General features: G+C 51.2%; 12 protein-coding genes. 2 read left to right on the top strand and 10 right to left on the bottom strand.

Annotated elements, in window-relative coordinates:
* Positions 1–103 (bottom strand): helix-turn-helix domain-containing protein (locus ACX1DY_RS24180; RefSeq protein ID WP_458963903.1); only part of this gene is annotated, 103 nt, incomplete at its 3' end.
* A gap of 285 nt (positions 104–388) precedes the next feature.
* Between ACX1DY_RS24180 and ACX1DY_RS24175 the strand changes: the two genes are divergently transcribed.
* A complete protein-coding gene (locus tag ACX1DY_RS24175; protein WP_458966750.1) occupies positions 389–817 on the top strand; it encodes a PH domain-containing protein in 429 nt (142 codons plus the stop codon).
* A gap of 105 nt (positions 818–922) precedes the next feature.
* Here the strand turns inward: ACX1DY_RS24175 and ACX1DY_RS24170 are convergent, their stop codons facing one another.
* The gene (locus tag ACX1DY_RS24170; protein WP_458966749.1) at positions 923–1,765 is read right to left on the bottom strand and encodes a GNAT family N-acetyltransferase; all 843 of its coding nucleotides are present in this window, start codon (positions 1,763–1,765) and stop codon (positions 923–925) included.
* A 189-nt stretch (positions 1,766–1,954) separates the two neighbouring features.
* On the opposite strand from ACX1DY_RS24170, the gene ACX1DY_RS24165 reads away from it, so the two are divergent.
* Positions 1,955–2,992 carry an asparaginase gene (locus tag ACX1DY_RS24165; protein ID WP_458966748.1) on the top strand — a complete coding sequence of 346 codons (1,038 nt, stop codon included), beginning with the start codon at positions 1,955–1,957 and terminating at the stop codon, positions 2,990–2,992.
* A gap of 50 nt (positions 2,993–3,042) precedes the next feature.
* Here ACX1DY_RS24165 and ACX1DY_RS24160 read toward each other — a convergent pair whose 3' ends face one another.
* From ACX1DY_RS24160 to ACX1DY_RS24125, 8 genes are all read right to left on the bottom strand, one after another.
* Positions 3,043–4,155 carry a GerAB/ArcD/ProY family transporter gene (locus tag ACX1DY_RS24160; protein ID WP_458966747.1) on the bottom strand — a complete coding sequence of 371 codons (1,113 nt, stop codon included), beginning with the start codon at positions 4,153–4,155 and terminating at the stop codon, positions 3,043–3,045.
* Positions 4,156–4,182: 27 nt separating this feature from the next.
* Positions 4,183–5,361 (bottom strand): Ger(x)C family spore germination protein, encoded by a 1,179-nt coding sequence (locus ACX1DY_RS24155; protein ID WP_458966746.1) that lies wholly within the window; start codon positions 5,359–5,361, stop codon positions 4,183–4,185.
* Positions 5,362–5,370: 9 nt separating this feature from the next.
* Positions 5,371–6,888, bottom strand: a complete 1,518-nt coding sequence (locus tag ACX1DY_RS24150) for a spore germination protein (protein ID WP_458966745.1) — start codon at positions 6,886–6,888, stop codon at positions 5,371–5,373.
* A 304-nt stretch (positions 6,889–7,192) separates the two neighbouring features.
* Positions 7,193–8,899: a GMC family oxidoreductase N-terminal domain-containing protein gene (locus ACX1DY_RS24145; RefSeq protein ID WP_458966757.1), complete on the bottom strand. Its 1,707-nt coding sequence runs from the start codon at positions 8,897–8,899 to the stop codon at positions 7,193–7,195.
* Positions 8,900–8,909: 10 nt separating this feature from the next.
* Positions 8,910–9,569 (bottom strand): hypothetical protein, encoded by a 660-nt coding sequence (locus ACX1DY_RS24140; RefSeq protein WP_458966744.1) that lies wholly within the window; start codon positions 9,567–9,569, stop codon positions 8,910–8,912.
* Positions 9,570–9,726: 157 nt separating this feature from the next.
* Positions 9,727–11,148, bottom strand: a complete 1,422-nt coding sequence (locus ACX1DY_RS24135) for an amino acid permease (protein WP_458966743.1) — start codon at positions 11,146–11,148, stop codon at positions 9,727–9,729.
* A 78-nt stretch (positions 11,149–11,226) separates the two neighbouring features.
* On the bottom strand, positions 11,227–16,650 hold the full coding sequence (locus ACX1DY_RS24130) for a diguanylate cyclase (protein ID WP_458966742.1): 5,424 nt from the start codon (positions 16,648–16,650) through the stop codon (positions 11,227–11,229).
* Positions 16,651–16,663: 13 nt separating this feature from the next.
* Positions 16,664–17,827 carry a small-conductance mechanosensitive channel gene (locus ACX1DY_RS24125; RefSeq protein ID WP_458966741.1) on the bottom strand — a complete coding sequence of 388 codons (1,164 nt, stop codon included), beginning with the start codon at positions 17,825–17,827 and terminating at the stop codon, positions 16,664–16,666.
* Between the last annotated feature and the right edge of the window lie 52 nt (positions 17,828–17,879).

The raw sequence follows: 17,879 nt of genomic DNA, 5'->3' as shown, positions 1-17,879 counted from the left end.
CCTTAGCCCGATTGTACAGCTTCTGGCACAACCTCAACGTTCGAATCATGAGTTGCTCCTGTTTGGGAGTTGGATAGAGGCGAAACTGATAAGTGATTTGCACGAAAGGTCACCACCTTGATCGGATCATATGTTCCTATTATATCACACAAACATCCAACATCTATCCTCTTATTGGAAAAAGATAGGATGAATTTGACGCCCAAGGGCACACACAATAGAAAATGCATATAGGCTTCGCCTAACCGAGATTCATCCCCTACCTGCAGAGGTAGGGGATGAATCTCAGAAGGCCGTTAAAAAAGGAATTCGCCACTGCTTGGTGAATATTAACAATGTGCATGTAACACCAAGTCCGGTCTACGGACAACTAACAGGAGGGAATGTAATGGCTAACTTGTTTGGCGGGTTATTAGGCAATTATTCGGAGGTATCCATTCCGGAGCTAAAGAACCAATACGGGGCCTATCTTATGCCGCAGGAACAAATTCAGATGGGCTTCAAATTAATCCGCGACGCCTTTATTATTACAGATGAACGTTTGATCCTGATTGACCACCAGGGCGTAACCGGCAAAAAGACCCGTGTGGCTTCGATTCATCTCGCCTCCATTTTTGAGGTCACGATGGAAACGGGCGGCACCGGCTTTGATGATTGCGAGGTAACACTGCACTACATCACCTCTCCTTATCACAAAAGCAATAATCTGCAGACCGCTTCCTATAAGTTCGAATTCGGCAAAAAGTTCAATGTTCAGCCTCTGTACACTGCCCTTGTCAGCATCGCCTCGGACAATTACAAGCGCCTGAACGGCTGATTGTAATTGCAATGTTTGACTAGAACAAATCCCCCTGTACCGCTGATGCGGACAGGGGGATTTGCTCTAGCCGGGGTCTGCCTGCTGCGGGCTTAGCCTAAGGATTCAGCAGGGCAGCCGGTAATAGGGTAGCGTTAGTGAAGGCTTAAAGCCCAGCTTCTGCGCCAAATAGTAGGAGCCTTGATTCTCCAAGCGGCAAGCCCATACCGGCGTAAGATCATGGTCCAGACAATAGTCGATCAAGGCAGAGCATACGGTAAACGCATATCCTTTGCCCCTGTAAGCCCCGGCTGTCTCTATCCCGATCTCTAGCTGATGCTCCGTGCGGCAGGATGCAAAGGCGGTAGAAGCTGCCTCGTCCCCTTCCAGAATGCTATAGCCAACGCCATCCGCCAGGAAATGCTCCTCGTCCCGCCAGAAAAAGCGAGGAAGGACAGAGCCGGTCTGCTCGCGAAACTGTTCTTTTCCCGTCCGCACAAGAGCTGCATCCTGCCGAAAGAATCGCTTCTTGGCGGCCAGATAAGCTTCGCGGTCAAAGCTAAAGTTGACTCTGGTATTCTTCTGAATCTGCCGGGGGTCTTCTGCTTCAGATTCATCCCCATTCCCAATCACCGTGCTGTTATGGGCAGCAAGCATCGAATCTATCAGGTGGCTCCATGCTCCCGACGGATCGCCCTGTAGCCATTCCGCGTGATTGCGGATTCCCGCTTTATTCGTTATGTAATCATACAGGCTGCGGTTAAACTCTTCATTGCCGGCATCTCCGAACAGTAAGGACATCCCGTAGGGATGAACCACATAAAAGGCACGGGGCGTGTCCAGATCATCGACGTAGACCTTCCCGGACACACACTCCTCCAGCACAGCCCTGGCAAAGAGTGTGTTTATTTTCACTTGGTTTAGCAGGGACAGCCCTTTGAAATAATCTTTACTCTCTAGTGTAAGCATGCTCTTAGCTCCTTACTATAGCTTAATAATTAGCCTCATTATACTATAGTATGGTTTATACTAAAGTACGGATTGTTTGTAACATTCCTCCACAAAAAAACACCTTTTGAACTGGAAATCGTATGTTATAATACATTCAGCAAAATTTTATACATTTATGATGATTTGATCTGAAAGGAACACAAGTAGATGATAATTCCAGCTCCAGAAGTGAATTTTACCGCTTCCTCTTTCTATAACCCCAGCCTGAAGAATGTAGTTATTCTCGCCACCGGCGGCACGATTGCCGGCAGCGGCGAAGCGCATAAAACCTTGAATTATGAACCCGGCGCGTTGCCGATACAGGAGCTGCTGGACAGTGTTCCCCACCTCGAACGGGTAGCCAATTGCGCGGGTGTGCAGATCAGCAATCTGTGCAGCGCCGACATTACCAGCGAGCACTGGCTTACCCTGGCGGCATTAATCAACACGCTGGCACTCAGAGAGGATGTCCACGGTTTTGTGATTACACATGGAACCGATACACTTGACGAGACCTCCTACTTCCTGAATCTGGTGCTTAAAACCGACAAACCGGTGATCATCACCGGCTCCATGCGCCCGGCCACGGCGATCAGTGCGGACGGACCGCTCAACCTGTACCAATCGGTGGCACTAGCTGCCAACCCTGAGGCCTGCGGACAAGGAGTAATGGTTGTTTTTGCCGAGGGAATCTACAGCGGACGTGATGTGCAGAAGGTCAATACCTTCAAGGCCAACGCCTTCGATGAGCGGGATTTCGGCTGTCTGGGCTATATGCGGGACAGTCAAGCCTTTTTCTATACACGGTCGCTCAAAAAACATACCACCGCCGCACAATTTGACGTCTCAGCCCTGACCGAGCTGCCGGAGGTGTCTGTAGCTTACTTCCATGTCGATGCCAATCCGGGAATTCTGGATTACCTGGCTACCATCTCCAAAGGCATTATCATTGCCGGAGCAGGCGGCGGAATCTACAGCAAGCCCTGGATTGATAAAGTCGGCGAGCTCAAAAACAACAATATCCCGGTCGTCCGCTGCTCCCGGATTTCCAGCGGCATCACGCTGAAGGATTCCTATATTGACCTCTCCGCCAATTCGATTCCCTGTAACAGTCTGGTGCCGCAGAAGGCCCGGATTCTGCTGTCGCTGGCGCTGACCCAGACCACAGGGTACGAGGAAATTGCAGCCATGTTCAACGAATACTAAGCTGCCCAGCACTAACAGCCCGTGAATGCTCACGGGCTGTTTGCCGCTGCTTAAGACTGCTTGGCTGCAGCCGGGCTTTTCCCTTGTCTCCATTTGCCAACAATAAACAAGAGTAAGGGCAGGCCGAGCATATTCACAGGCATTGCAACCGGCACCCAGTAACGCTGCAAATAATTCGTTGTCGCCTCGGTCACATTTTGGGGAATTAACGCGAATACAAACATAACCGGGGCAATGAACCAAATCATGGTCCGCCAGTTGCGGACATGTAAAAATTGGGCGGTTCCATAGCTCATCAGGAAGAGAAGTACAGCCAATTTGAGGAACACACTGGCGATCCATATTACGACCGGAATCGCGTCGAAATTATCAATGAAGCCGAACAGCGAGATCTTTTTGGTCATCTCGAAAAATGGGTACCACATGTTAGACGCAGAATTGATCCCTATCGTGAAGATGACCATAAACGTGGTCAACAGTACAAAGAAAACCGCGATAATCACTGCTCCGAATACGTATGGGGCTCCTTTGCGCGGCTTCGTCATAAAGGATGCAAACATGAGATATTCAACGGAATGTCCGAGATAAGAGGCGGGGGCGAGCGCGCCGCCCAGTATGCCTCCCATCCCGCTATCCGCGTATATGGGGAGAATGTTTTTCAAGTGAACATTGTTGATGCTCGCAATCAGTACAAGACAGACCATGACCAGAATGAGCGGCCCCAGAAACTCGCCGCAGCGGCCAATGCCTTCAATCCCTCCCGCATAGGTCGCATAGACGATCAGCAAGACCATCAGGAGTATGATAGCTTCCTGTGGCGTCCCCTGAAGCAGCATGATTTGAACCAAATCGGAGAATTGACGGAGCACAATCGGGGTGATCGTATACCATTGGACCAAATAGATTACAATCACAGCTTTGCCGAGCCATGCGCCAAGAATCGTTTGACTGTATTCGATTAATGTCTGTCCGGGGTAGAGATGCGCGGCTAGCGTCGCTACCAAAGCGATCAGCATTGCGATACATCCGGCTGCGACGATGGAAATCCATGCGTCCTGCTTCGCAGCCGCCAGGCTTGGGTTAAGCGTCATGACCAGCGTCATGCCGAGGTCCATGATCATGATGATCCAAAAAACCTGTATACCCGTCAATTTCATCTTCATCGTAAACAATCCTCTGCCTGTTGATGGTCATTCTATTGTTTTCTTATGTGCAGGTGCTTGAGTTTTTCCCATTCGCTGGATCTTAATATCAACATCGGCAGTCACGGGAACGACAGGATAAATGTCAGTCCATTTATCCTTTATTTTCTTCCAGGTATAAGGATGCTCTATGTGAATTTCCTCTCCTATACCGAGGATATCCGACTTCAATTCTTGCTGCAGATGTGCAATCATGCTCTTGATTTCGGAATTAATTAGTTTTGACACTTCTCTTTCCACACGCTTAATATTATTAATTTTGCTCAAGTCCAGACTCGTATCGTTATCAATCGCCCGTACTACTGCATGAAACGAGGTCCTCACTTCCGGCATTCCGTTCTTGATAGAAGTGCGTATCTTCGCGCTGCTGTGCAGAAATTCGACGCTAACTGTTCCCCGGTACTGTTCATTTTCCGGCTCCACCTGCGCAATATATCTCATATGATAGGTCTCCCCTATCCACCAGCGCAATATCTTAAATTCTTCGGGTTCCAGAAATCCGGCTAATTTGTTTCCCCGGTATACTGCAGCCCGGTCGATATCGAACGATTCCTTATCTGTGTCTTTATGAATGATCCTGATAGCGGCAGTCACCGGTGATCTCCCGGACGAGGCAAGGGCATTCACAAAATCGTCAATTTTGACGGGGAGACTTAGTTTGCTGGATTGGATTTTGGTAATGCCGATTCCCGGAATGAGCTCTAGCTGATAGGGCGTATTCAAAATTTCTTTGGCTGTAGTTCCATAAGCTGTCACCACGTAGCCGTTGTAGCGGCTCTCGGGTAACCGGGTGAATGTATCCAGCAATTGTCTTAATCCTCTCCGGGCACATTGCTCCCCGATCACGACGACTCCTCGATGTCCGAAGTAGATGGCACGGGACAATTGCTGCTGCAAACGGCCTGAAGCTTCAGACGCGCTGATGCCTTTCGCCGAGATGACGAAAAAGGATTTGTGGCCTTTTCCTCCGGACTGTACGGCACTGGGAATTCCTGTTGGAAGTGCGATCTGCAGGGTAAGCTCGATCTGTCCGTCATCCGCAAGATCAATTCCGCTGGCCATAACCAAAGCAAGATCGTCCATTTCCTTGCGGTCCCAGCAGCCGGTTGTTAAAGCGAGGATGCCGAGAATAATCAGGAACCTGCTTGTAAGTGAAGTTCTGATCATTGTCTTCCTTCACTCCAATCGTCGCTTTATCAGCTGCCGGCGCCTCTGCATCATCCGCCACGGGGCACGGATCAATGTATCCGCAAGTCCCGAGTAGCTGAACGGTGCGAGCGGCGCCATATAGGGTACACCGAAGGATTGCAGGTTTACCAGGTGGATCAAGATGGCAATCAAGCCAATTCCGACACCATACAGGCCGAAGGTTGCGGCTAAAATCATAAGTGGAAACCGAATAATGCTGATCGCCTGGCTCATGCCTGGATTGGGAATGAGAAAAGAGGCGATTCCTGTTATGGATACGATGATGATTTTGGGAGCAGAAATAATGCCTGCCTGAACGGCGGCCTGTCCGATGACCAATGCTCCCACAATACTGATCGTCTGGCCGACCGGACGGGGAAGGCGGACCCCCGCCTCGCGGAGCGCCTCAAATGTGATTTCCATGATCAGAGCCTCTACCATTGCCGGGAACGGTACGACCTCCCGCGCCGCCGCAAGACTGAGGGCCAAGCTTGTCGGGATCATTTCCTGATGATAGGTCGTGACCGCAATATATAACGAAGGGAGCGCCATCGCCAGAAATGCGAATAGATACCTCAGCCATCGCAGCATCGTAGCGTAGATGAAGTTAATATAATAGTCCTCCGTCGCCTGAAACCCGAACCAGAAAGTAATGGGCAGAACAAGTACCATTGGCGAACCGTTAACGAGAACCGCTACTTTGCCTTCGACCAGAGAAGCTGATACCAAATCGGGCCTTTGCGTCGCCTGCATGGTTGGAAAGGGCGAATTGGGATGGTCGCTGATCAAATCCTCAATATAGCCGGTTTCCAGCACGCTTTCCATGCTGATACTGGCTATCCGTTTCTTTAAGTCTTCAACTACACTCTGCTTTGCTATATCCTCAATATAGACAATCGCCACTTCAGTCTGGGATAGTCCTCCTGCGCACAGCTTCACAATTTTCAGCCGCGGCGTACGGATCCGCTGACGAATGAGCGCAATATTGATGTCGAGCTTCTCGATAAATCCATAGCGTGGACCGCGAATAACCGCCTCCGTCGAAGGTTCCTCCAGCGGGCGATGCAGCTTGTTCTTAAGTGCAAACGAGAACACTTCCGCCAGGGATTCAACGAATAGGATCACTTCTCCTCTTACGATGGCTTGAACGATTTCATTCATACTCGTGACGACATGGGGTTGAACGATGGAAGCTAATTTGAATTTCAGCATTTCATAGAGCTGGGGAGGGTTGCTACTTGACACGGCTTCCGGCTGCATCAAAGGCTCCAAGAAACCGTCGTCCCAAATGTGATCATCGACTAAGACATCCAGATAAACCGCCATACCCGGAATGGAGCCAAGCATATGAAGTCTGCGCACAACAAGATCAGAGCAATTGGTGAATAATTGATTGATGGCTGCTTCGTTGTCATCCAGGTTGCTGGAAATCGTAAGTTCAGTTGTTTTTTCTAATTCTCGTAACTTTTTATCGAAAGGATCGGATACTCTTTTTTTCGTTTTCATATGCCACCCCTTTCGAATATAACGTTCCCCATCCATTATTGGATTATTCGGAATGAAATACCATGAGGTGTGGTGCCAAAAAACAAGAGCTATCCCCCAGGCTTTTTCCAAAGCATGTGAGATAGCCCTTGGTGGGCATAAGGAAGGTATATTTTGCCTCCCGCCGTGCATACTTCTTGCATGACAAAAGAATACATACGAAAAGGGGCGCAAGAAACATGAAGGTGCTCGGAAAAGCAATCGCCTTTTTGCTTATCGTCGCATTATCAGGGACCGTTCTGTATTACACCACCGCATGGGGCAGCTAGGCAAAATACTTGGTGACGATTTTCTCTGCTGTCCGGGTGGCCAGCGCCTGTGTTGTCAGCGTTGGATTTGGACCGCCGATACCGTTGAAGTGTACGCTGTTATCGGCGATGAACAAACGGCTCACTTGATAAGCCTCACAGTTCGTATCGGTGACATACCCCATCCGCATCGTGCTCTCAAGGTGGAGCAGGAAGGAAAAGGGCGTATCCGAGCGGATAATCGTTCTGGCACCGGCTTGCTGCAGCGTTTCTGAAGCATATCTCGCCAGCCGGTCACGTCTCTTGAGCGTCTTGACACTGGGAGAATAATGAATGACCGGTATCGGTCCGTTCTCGTCTTTCAGCAGCGGATCGACCTCAACCCTGTTGCGGTACAGCGTCTCATCATCCGTAAGGAGCAGCATGCTCATCGTCCGGCTATAGTTCATCATCAGCTCTTTCAGCTTGGGACCGACGACACGGCCGCGAATATTCCACGGCGCTCCCGGCTCCGGCGGATTAAGGGCATCAAATCCCCCTTCACTGAAGCCATAGGTCAGGAACGACATGATTCCCGGGCTTAAGCAGGAAACCTGGAATATCCCCGTTCCCGGAATATCGACCCTGGCCCCCGAGGTGTGACCGGCGTACGGATAGACTGACGGCAGGCCCATAATGCTCATCAGATCCTTTTCATCGAATACGCCCGCAACCCAGTCGAAGCAATGATTGGTCAGTCCTCTTCCCACCCATTCGTTCTGAGGCAGCCCCGAATTGAGCCAGAGGCGCGGCGTCTCGATGCAGCCGGCAGCCATAACAACCGTTCTGGCGGTTAACTCGCCGACTTCCCCAGTCCAAGTATCCCGAAACTGTACGCCTGAAGCACGCAGTCCTCCCTTGGGATCATGTGCCGTTAAAATTTTGATCGCGAAGGAGTTGGGCCGGATGGCGACATTTCCGGTTTTCAGCGCGAGCGGGATGTAGCTGACAAGGGTGCTTCGTTTAGCGATTTTATCAACGGACGGCCCGGATGAGCAGCCATTGACACAATTGCCCTTCAGGGTACACCCTTCCATGGCGGATAATTGCTCAAGTGAATAATTCGGGTCCATCAGATGATCGTTCGGCGGCAAAATCGCATTCGGATTCGGACGGTAGCCTGGAGTCGTGACATTGAGTGTGGGAATGAGCGGCCAGCCTGCTTTTTTGGCACCATAGTAAAAAAGCTCTTCCTTGGGCGTTGTGGGCGAAAACTGAACAGGTAGCGTGGCTTCCGCTTTCTCATAATAGGGCATCAGCTCCCGGTAGCTGATCGGCCAAATATTATCCACAGCAACGGGAAAAGCGCGCGGGGACTGGCTCCAGTAGTGTTGGGTCGTTCCTCCCACGCCGGATGCCTGCCAAATGTCACCTGTCTGGCGCATAACCCGGTGCCAGGGCGTACGGCGGCGGTCGGCAGGACCAAAACGGAATGCGCCAGACACCACATCGTTCATATTATTTTCATACGCATTGAAGATCTTCTTGTATATCCCTACATCCAAATCCTTATAATCGGAGCTCCATTCTCCGCCACGCTCGCTGTTAGGATTCTCCCATTTTTTGTTTCCGTACCAGGGGCCGGCTTCGAGTACCAGCACTTTCAAGCCTGCTTCGCCAAGCTCCTTCGCCGCAACGGCGCCTCCGCCGCCGGACCCAATGACAATCACATCAGCATCGAACATTGCCTCTGCCTCATACAATAGTGGATTCCCCTCCCTTACGCTCGATGGTCAGCATATTGCCAAGGAGAACCCGGTAGCCCGGGACTACTCCCGGATAGCCTACCTGTTTCCAGCTGACCGGGAAATATTCCAGCCTTCGTTCAGTCGGCGTTCGAAGCCGGGTCGTCCCGTAAGCTGACCATTCCGAGTAATTTCCAAACATCGTTTGCCTGGTGAGAAAATCAACCATATACCGGACAAGACCTCCATCATCCCGGTAAGGGGGCGGCAAGGTTCCCAGATCAACCTTCATTTGCTCCAGTATTGCAAGCACACGAATCCGGTCAGGCGGGCAAAGCGAGGCAAACGGACTGCTCCGCCATAGCAGGTGGTTTGGCGCATACTGCATATGCCCCGAAGCCGCAAGCTGTACCGCTCCAGCATCGAGGAGTCTTGCGGTAGAGCAGGATAGCGGAATAACCGTCAAATAAAATCCCAGCACAAGCGAAAGACTGTGGTCCAGCTCCCAGATCATATACTCGTGAATGCACAAATAGGCGGCTCCGGCCGCTTGCTCCGCCTCGTCTGCGCAGGTCACCGGTGAACCGGGGATGATCGCTTCAACAAGCGCCCTAAAGGTCATGAAGGTCTGGGGATCGACAGTTGCCGCATAGGTTGTAGCCGGATGCATAATAGCTCCCCCTTTACTCAGGTTTGGATCGTCTGCAGAGTCCCGCATCACCTAATCTTATTCGGCAGAATGATTTTTAAGACGCTATTCAGGGACAAAAAAAGAGCTTCCCTGTAAGCGGAAAAATCCGCTTACTTAATGGAAGCCCTTCTCTCTTCTATTTCCGTTCCTTCTTCCCTTCCAGCTCCTCCGAGGCCTCCATCTGTGCTCTCATGGCAGGCACCTGCAGCAAGGGCTTCCGCACTCTTCCCGGTTCCCTTGCCTTCCTCAGTGATCCTACAGCATATATCCCCGAGAAAAACACAACAAACATCACTCCGGCGGCGAGCCCTCCGCCTTGTCCGGGAATCAGCGGCATGCTGGCCAGAATGGCGGCCAGACTTGCGATAGCAATCCAGGAGGTGTAGGGATAACCGCGCAGGCCATTCCCCCCGGTTAACGGACCGCCATGCCGTTTTCGCAGCCGGTAATGGCTGGCCATGATAACAACATACGAGAACAGCAGAGAAAAGCCGCCGGAGCTGACCAGGAAGAGGTAGACACCCTGCGGCAGCAGCATGCCTAGCCACAGACCGGCAAGCATCGCGCTCCCGGAGATCAGGATGCCCCGGTACGGAATAGCTGCACGGTCCCGCATCCAATCCGGAGTATGGCCTTCCTCAGCCAATGACCGCAGCATCCGGCCCAGACCGAATACAGAGGCCAGCATCGTCGAGAGAATGGCCGATACCAGCACAATGTTCATCACGTTTCCGGTCCACCCTAGGCCATACAGGCTTAATGCCGATACAAAAGGACTAACCTGCTCCGACACCTGAGCAGGCGGCAGAAGCAGAAACAGCGCAGCTATAGCACTTAAATACAAGCCGACCAGGAGCACAATCGTATATCTGATCGCTTTGGGGATGGTCACCCCCGGATTGGCCGTCTCCGATGCCGCAAGACCAAGCACCTCAAACCCGGCATAGGTGAACATAACCATCAGCATGCTCCCGGCGATTCCGGCAATTCCTCCCGGCAGAAAGCTCTGTCCACGTACAACGCCGAAGCCTACAGCTCTGCTGCCGATTCCCAAGATCAGAGCCACGGCAAGGATTACAAATGCAGCAATTGCAAGCAGCTTAAACGCGGCAAGGCTGCTCTCCAGCTTGCTCAGCCGTTCTGCGCCGAGCAGGTTGAGCAGCGTCACACCCACAATAATTCCCGACCCGAGCAGTGACAGCGGCAAGGCGGGAAACCAGCCCCGCAGCAGAATGGATACCGCTGTAGCTTCGCTGGACATTGCGAGTACAAGCCCTGTCCAATAGACCCAGCCCACGGTGAAGCCCGCTCCCCGGCCGAAGGCCTGCTCTGTATACGTCCGGAAAGAGCCGGCCACCGGATTCGCCACGGTCATTTCCGATAATGCGGATAATATGAAATACACCAGTATCCCGCCGATCACATAGGACAACAGCACAGACGGCCCGGCCGCGCGGATCGCTACCGACGAGCCAAGAAAAAACGAGCCGCCCACCACCGTCCCCAGTGCAAGCATCGTAAGCCCCCACACCGATAATCCTTTCTTGCCACGCTCCATGGCAGCACCCTCCCCGTCCTTTTTAGGAGGAGTATCTGCAAAAAACGGAGAAATTACCCTTGACGGTGCAAACTTCCATTACTGAAGCAGAGTCACACAATTCCTGCCTTCCGACTTGGATTGATACAGTGCGTCATCGCCAAGCTTGTAAATGTCCTCTTCCCGGTGGTTATCCACGCGGACAGCGGCAACCCCGATGGAGACTGTGATAATTCCGTAATCCTCACTAAGCGCATGCTGGATCTGCAGCTCGGCAATGCTTCTTCTGAGGCTCTCGGCATATTCGCGCGACTGCCGGGGAGTGAAGCCGGTGATGACGATGCCGAATTCTTCCCCTCCAAGCCGGAACGCATACCCGTCCGCCCGCGCTGCCAGCTCCTGCAGCAAGGCTCCCACTCTCCGCAATACCGTATCACCTTCGTAGTGCCCGTAGGTATCATTGTATTTCTTGAAATAGTCGATATCCATCATCAGATAGGTCAGGTATTGCGACTGTGCAGCGGCCTTCTCCACTTCCTCCAGGAACACTTTATTGAAGTATCTGCGATTGTACAGTCCCGTCAGCTCATCGGTGATGGAGATTTGTTCGATCAGGTGAATGTACTTGTTCAGCTCCTCATTGTTCAGCTCCAGCTCCCTTGTACGTTCCGCAACCAGCTCCTCCAGATGCTCCTTATGCCTGAGCAGCTCCCCTTCCGCTTTTTTGCGCTCCGTGATATCCTTCACCGTTCCCTGAATCGCCGGCCGGTTCAAATAGTTGACCCGTGTGACCTTGTGAATCACAATCACCTCGCGGGCCTGATCTTTATGCATTAATGTAGTTTCATATTCATAGGGAGCCTGCTTGCCCTCTACCCTTCTGGCGTAATAGTGCATGACCTTCTCCCGTTCAGAGGGGCTGACGAAATTCTCAAAGGGCTGCTCCAGCATCTCTTCGATCTCATATCCGAGCATTTGCGCCAAGGCTTCATTCACATATTTGCATATTTTGTCCTGCGTAATAAAGATGCCGTCCTGCAGATTGTTGACCAGCTCGCGGTATTTCTCCTCCGAGCGCTCCAGCTCCGAATAGAGCGTAGCATTTTCCAGCGAGAAGACCATTTCCCGGGACAAAAGATTGATGATCTTCATCCGCTCCTCCGTAAATACACCCGTTAACAGGTTGTTTTCCAGATAAATGATCGCAATGGTCTTGTTCTGGTTGATCAGCGGCATGCAGACCATGGATTTCGGCCGATGCTTGACAATATACGGATCATTGACGAACGGAGTCTCCGAGAACGCATCTTTGTAGATCAGGCTTTCCCTGCTTTCCTCCACCTGCTTCAGGATCGAATACGGCAAAGGCTCAAACGCCCTACGGTCATGCACGGCCACAGAAATTTTATCATCCTCCGGGCGGTATTCGCCTTCAACCAGCAGATTCGTCTTGGAGGTCATCAGGATACAGCCTCTTTGCGCTCCGGCATTTTTAATGACGATTTCCATCAGCGCTGCCAGCAGGTTGTTCAGCTCAATTTCTTTGGAAATGGCCTGTGAGGCTAGAATCATCGAATTCAAATCTATGCTTTCGGAATAATCCGTAACTGTGCGTCCATGCAGGAATTCCTTGGTGGATATTTTCCGGACGATCTCCGGGTATCGGTTATTGAGAAAGCGGACCTTCCCTTTTGCCCCCCAGAGCGAATAATAATATACGGATTGTCTCAGCAGATAAGCAGCGAACTCCTTGTAATCCTTGTTGTAATAAAAGCGGGCCGCCAGCTCACTCGTGAGCGCCTTATACCGTACGAAGCCGCCTTGCTCGCTGGTCTCAATGGCCAAGTCGTAGTAATAGCCTGCCTCATCGTCCTTGCCCGAGATTCTGGCCCATTCGGCCTTCATAAGTAGCTCATGCTGGCGGAAGGTCCCGGGAGCATGCTTGGCCCATTTTTGCATCCGGCTGTATTCCTTGCGCATTCTGGCTCTGGCTTTTCTCTTCTCATACCCGCCCAGTTGCTTATAGATATAAGCCAGATTCAGGAATGTGTAAAGCGAGAATTCTTCCATAAATACCGAGCCGGCCAGCGTGCCGATAATCGGGTAGGCCTTCTCAATGTATTCCAAAGACTCAGTGTAGCTTTCATAAGTGAACAGCAGCTTCATTTTATAGATATAGTAAATCGCAATCCCCGAATAATATTTGGCTTCTTCCAGCTCCCGCAGATAATCCCTTTCACTGAACGATTCACTGTCAAAAGAAAGATTGTTCTCCAGCTCTCCGGACAAATTAAGCAAATACTGCCGGGCCAGTAGCGCGGTCGCAAGTGATTCCTTGTATTTGGTATTCTCGATCATGGCAATCGTTCTGTCGCTCTCCTGCAAATTCGCAGCAATATCAAGCGTTGGGTTCCAGAGATTCACATAGAAGCAAGAGTGGGCTAGATAGAGCAAATCCCCTGTCCGCAGACTGGCTTCGATAGAGGTGGTGAACCATTCCTGCAGCGTGTCCCATGGCTCGGTCCAGGCATGGCAGAACAGCGTATATAATACAATTGCGGCCCCTTTCCACTGCAGATCATGGAACCTGTCATTAATCCGGACGCCCAGCCGGCCATAGTCGAACGCTCCCTTAATATCGCCGAACCCGGACAGCAGCATGGCATACCCGATAAAAGCGAGTGCGGATTCAGGCGAATTGCCATATTTCAGCGTCAGCCCGACCTTCTTCAGCACCGCGAAGCCAAACAGGGAGGTCTCCCCGGAAATAAAGGCTGGAGGGATAAAATTGATCAGCAGCCGCATAGTCAGCTTTATTTCCGGGTCCTTCATCTCCGGAGCTTCAAAGATGCTCTCGACAGTTCTCCCGCGCAGCGCTAATTTGATCTTTGCCAGCTCGGTTAGAACCGAGGCCATGCCTACCTTTGCCGGAATTTTGATGCCGAGTGCCGACAGCCCCCGTTTGCCGGAGTCGATGGATTCCTTCATCATCCCCAGATACATATAGTGATTGGCCTGCATTTCATAGATTTGGGCCAGGGCAAACCTGTCGTTCGTATGCTTAATCAGCTCCCTGCAAGCTGCATCGGCAGCTTCCACCTGATGGGTCAGATAGCCGCACTCCGCATACAGCTCATAGATTTCCGCTGTTCGCGCTGCATTCTCTTCCCAGGCATCCTCCTGCAGCAGACTGATGGCTGCTGTAAGCAGCTTGAAGGCCGAGTCATAACCAAAAGCAGACTTGGCCTTGCGTGCGGCCTTCAGGTTAATCCCAATGACATCGTTGATATCAGCTTTATCCACAAGCCCTTCCAGACCTTTGTTCAAATGCGAGGCTATATCAACGATTCTTTCTTCCGCTTCTTCAGGAGGCAGGTGTTTAATCAGCAAACGGCCAATCGCCAGATGCAGTCCTCCACTTTTGCCGGAGTCAAGCTTCTGGTAAAAGGCCTGCTGAATCCTGTCATGGGCAAAGCGGAACTGGAGGTTCATCCGGCCTAGCATATCTGGCTCCGGTTCCGCCAGGAAGCCGGAAATCAACCCGTACCGGTGATCCACCGGAAGAATGAACTCCTCCTCCACAGTCTTCGCAAACGCACGGACAATGACTTCAAGCGGCTCTTCCGCAATCAAGGCCAGGATGCCAAAATCGAACACATTGCCTATCGCGGCGCTTAACATCAAAATCCGCTGTACATCCTCCGGCAATTCCTGCTGCCTCAGCATCAGAAAATCGACAACATTCTCATTCACCGGCAGGGAGAGGATCTGCTCAAGCTGCCAATCCCATATACCCTGCACATCGTCAAAGTACAAATAACCGTTTTTATATAAATCCTTCAGAATTTCATTCGTAAAAAAAGAGTTGCCTTTTGTCCGCTTGTATATCACTTCCGTAAGCTTCTGCACACGGCTCTTAGATGTGTACAAAGTATCGGCGATCAAGCGCCCCAGCTTGTCCTCGGACAAGGGGTTCAGTGTAATGCTTCCAACCTCGCGGCTTTTCTCGATTTTGGCGATGGCACCAAACAGCGGGTGACCCTCATGAATTTCATTCTGCCGATAAGAGCAGACGATAAAGACTCTGCGCAACTGGTGGTCCAGCACAAGTCTTTCTACAAGCTGGAGGCTGGAGTAATCCGCCCACTGGACATCATCCAGAAACAGGACCAGCGGTCTTTCATTTCGCGTGATTCCTTCAATGAACTTGGCAAAGGTGAGAAAGAAACGGTTTGTTTCCTCCGCAGGGTTAAGCGGCTCCATCTCCGGCTGGACGCCAAGTAAGTCTGCAAGCTCCGGGATGAGCGCGGCAATCAGATTGCCATTTCCGTCCAGAGCTTTGGTCAAGGAACGCTTAACATAATCTTTGTGCTCCTCATCCGGGCTGCCCTGCAACTGGCTGATCAATCTTCGGAAAGCCTGAATCAGCGCGCTGTAAGGGATATTTTTGTTGTACTGGTCGAACTTCCCTTCAGCAAACAATCCCTTCTCCTGGCTGATGTACTTGTGCAGCTCATGCACCAGAGCGGTTTTGCCCACACCGGCTTCACCGGTGACAAGCATCAGTTGGGGATTGCCTCTGACACTTCTGCGGAACGCATCGACGAGGCGTGTGGTTTCCTGCTCGCGCCCGTATATTTTCTGCGGAATCCGAAAAATATTTAGCCGGTCCTCCGCGCCAACCACAAAACTCTCCTGTCCGGCAAGGCATTTCTTCAGATCGGCTTTGATCCCGTAGGCGCTATGGTATCTGTCTTCCGAGGATTTCTCCATCAGCTTCATGATCACAGCCGACAGGGCGCTGGATACCTTGCCTCCGGTAGCTTTGTAAGGCGGAACCGCTTCTTTGGCGATAATGGAATAAATCTGCTCCAGCATCTCCTCTGCGGCGTAAGGCTTCGTTCCGGTCATCATCTCATACAGGACGACCCCCAGCGAATAATAATCACTGCGGTAGTCGATATTCCGGTTCATTCTGCCCGTCTGCTCCGGAGAAATATACTGCAAGCTTCCTTCCAGCACACCGCTGTTCTGAAAATCCCGTTTCTCCCTGGTGAGCCTCACGGCGAGGTCAAAATCTATAATCTGAACAATGTCCCGCTCTCTGTTCCATATAATGTTGGAGGGTTTGATATCCTTATGGATCACGTTCTGTTCATGAATCGCCCCGAGGATGTCCACGACCTTGACTGCAAGCTGCAGAAGCGTCTCTTGGCCCAAGCTTTCCTCTGCCATAATTCTCTTGAGTGAACGCCCCCCGATATCCTCCAGCACCATCACACAAGAACTGCTGTGCTCCACCAGCTTGTAGGGCTTGATAACACCGTGCATGTTTTCGCTTAGCTCTGTGAGCAGCTTATACTCCTGCTTGAACCGCAGCACAGCTTCAGTCCCGGAAAACTCCGACTTGAGCACCTTCAGGATTACCGTATCACCAGTTAAGGCATCACGGCATCTGTAAACTGATTTTATGTAGTTATCGGAAATGGTCTCCAGTAGCTGATAATGGTCGAACGCAATCATACCCACTCCACCTTTAGCTGTTATCTCCCGTCACTTCGAAGTCAGCATCAAATTTGAACACATAGGCAGCAATCAGCCAGATAATCCAGCAATTCAGCCCGAAAAAGAGATACCCGAAATAGCCCAGGACAGGCATCTCGGAGAAAATATGGAATTTGTCCAGATAAGGTACGGAGTATTTCCAAAAATTCGGGTTGGTCGGCGCTGAATCGTGAAACCATTCGCTGCCGAAATTCCAGAACTCCCAGAAGAAGCCGTTAAATAAAGTCGCCAGACCGATCAGAATCACATTAGACCAATCCCCGTTCCTGATCGTTGTAAAAGGCGTCCAGTAGCCGGCCAGCGCCATTGCGGCGGACAGCATCGGAACCAGGGCAACCCAGAGCACCCAGAACAGCAGATAAGGATAATAGCCCATGCCGAAGGCCAGAATCAGCCCAAGAATGTAATAAATAATCAGAAGGGTCCGGGAAACTGTGAGCTTCGGGCCATATTTGTAGCGGTTCCTGAAGGCGCTGGAGGTCTTAAGAAGCATATACCATTCAAAGATCGCCGGAAGCACAGTCGTGTACGACAGCGAAAACCAGAACACATTGCCGAAATTCGTGAAGATTTTGTTATTGGGATAATACCAGTTTTCGATGACAAAAAAATTGAGATATTCGAAGGCGAACCAGCTGAAGCAGGACACCACAGCGAGGAGCTGCATGACATGAGGTTTGCGGGAGATGATCGACGCGCCTTTATTTCTTTTATAGACCAGCCCGTCCAGAATTAGAATAAAAGCCCACCATAGCGGGACAAAAGTGTAATATTCCAGCGAAATGACCAGCTTCACCCGTGCCCACATCAGAAACCAGCTGATCAAAAGCACAGGCAGGCTCCACCAGAACCAGACAGGAAAAGGAGTAGCCTTACCATTCGGCGCGGGAGCTTCTTTCACTTTTTTGAATCCGAAAAGACGGGGAAATACCAGCACCAGTGTAATCAGCAGCGCAACAACGCAGGCCAGGGAAAAATACAGCGGACTAAAACCCGGGTCAGCCTCTACCATTTGAGCGGGAAAATCACCATAGCCGGGCGGCATTCCCTTCCATTTCGCTAAGCTTCCGAGCAAAGGCAGCAGAAAGATCAAAGCAAAGGTCACAATCAGGAAAAGCGTCTTGTTCTTTTTCATAGTAGTGACAACCCCTCTTATGTATGAAAGTAAAGTCGAATTATGCTGATAT

Source organism: Paenibacillus sp. BAC0078 (genome assembly GCF_054483875.1).
This window is presented reverse-complemented; position numbering and strand designations above follow the sequence as displayed.

Bases quoted from the DNA above. Each gene is read 5' to 3' on its own strand.
- ACX1DY_RS24175 (WP_458966750.1), top strand. From the start codon at position 389: ATGGCTAACTTGTTTGGCGGGTTATTAGGCAATTATTCGGAGGTATCC.
- ACX1DY_RS24170 (WP_458966749.1), bottom strand. From the start codon at position 1,765: ATGCTTACACTAGAGAGTAAAGATTATTTCAAAGGGCTGTCCCTGCTA.
- ACX1DY_RS24165 (WP_458966748.1), top strand. From the start codon at position 1,955: ATGATAATTCCAGCTCCAGAAGTGAATTTTACCGCTTCCTCTTTCTAT.
- ACX1DY_RS24160 (WP_458966747.1), bottom strand. From the start codon at position 4,155: ATGAAGATGAAATTGACGGGTATACAGGTTTTTTGGATCATCATGATC.
- ACX1DY_RS24155 (WP_458966746.1), bottom strand. From the start codon at position 5,361: ATGATCAGAACTTCACTTACAAGCAGGTTCCTGATTATTCTCGGCATC.
- ACX1DY_RS24150 (WP_458966745.1), bottom strand. From the start codon at position 6,888: ATGAAAACGAAAAAAAGAGTATCCGATCCTTTCGATAAAAAGTTACGA.
- ACX1DY_RS24145 (WP_458966757.1), bottom strand. From the start codon at position 8,899: ATGTTCGATGCTGATGTGATTGTCATTGGGTCCGGCGGCGGAGGCGCC.
- ACX1DY_RS24140 (WP_458966744.1), bottom strand. From the start codon at position 9,569: ATGCATCCGGCTACAACCTATGCGGCAACTGTCGATCCCCAGACCTTC.
- ACX1DY_RS24135 (WP_458966743.1), bottom strand. From the start codon at position 11,148: ATGGAGCGTGGCAAGAAAGGATTATCGGTGTGGGGGCTTACGATGCTT.
- ACX1DY_RS24130 (WP_458966742.1), bottom strand. From the start codon at position 16,650: ATGATTGCGTTCGACCATTATCAGCTACTGGAGACCATTTCCGATAAC.
- ACX1DY_RS24125 (WP_458966741.1), bottom strand. From the start codon at position 17,827: ATGAAAAAGAACAAGACGCTTTTCCTGATTGTGACCTTTGCTTTGATC.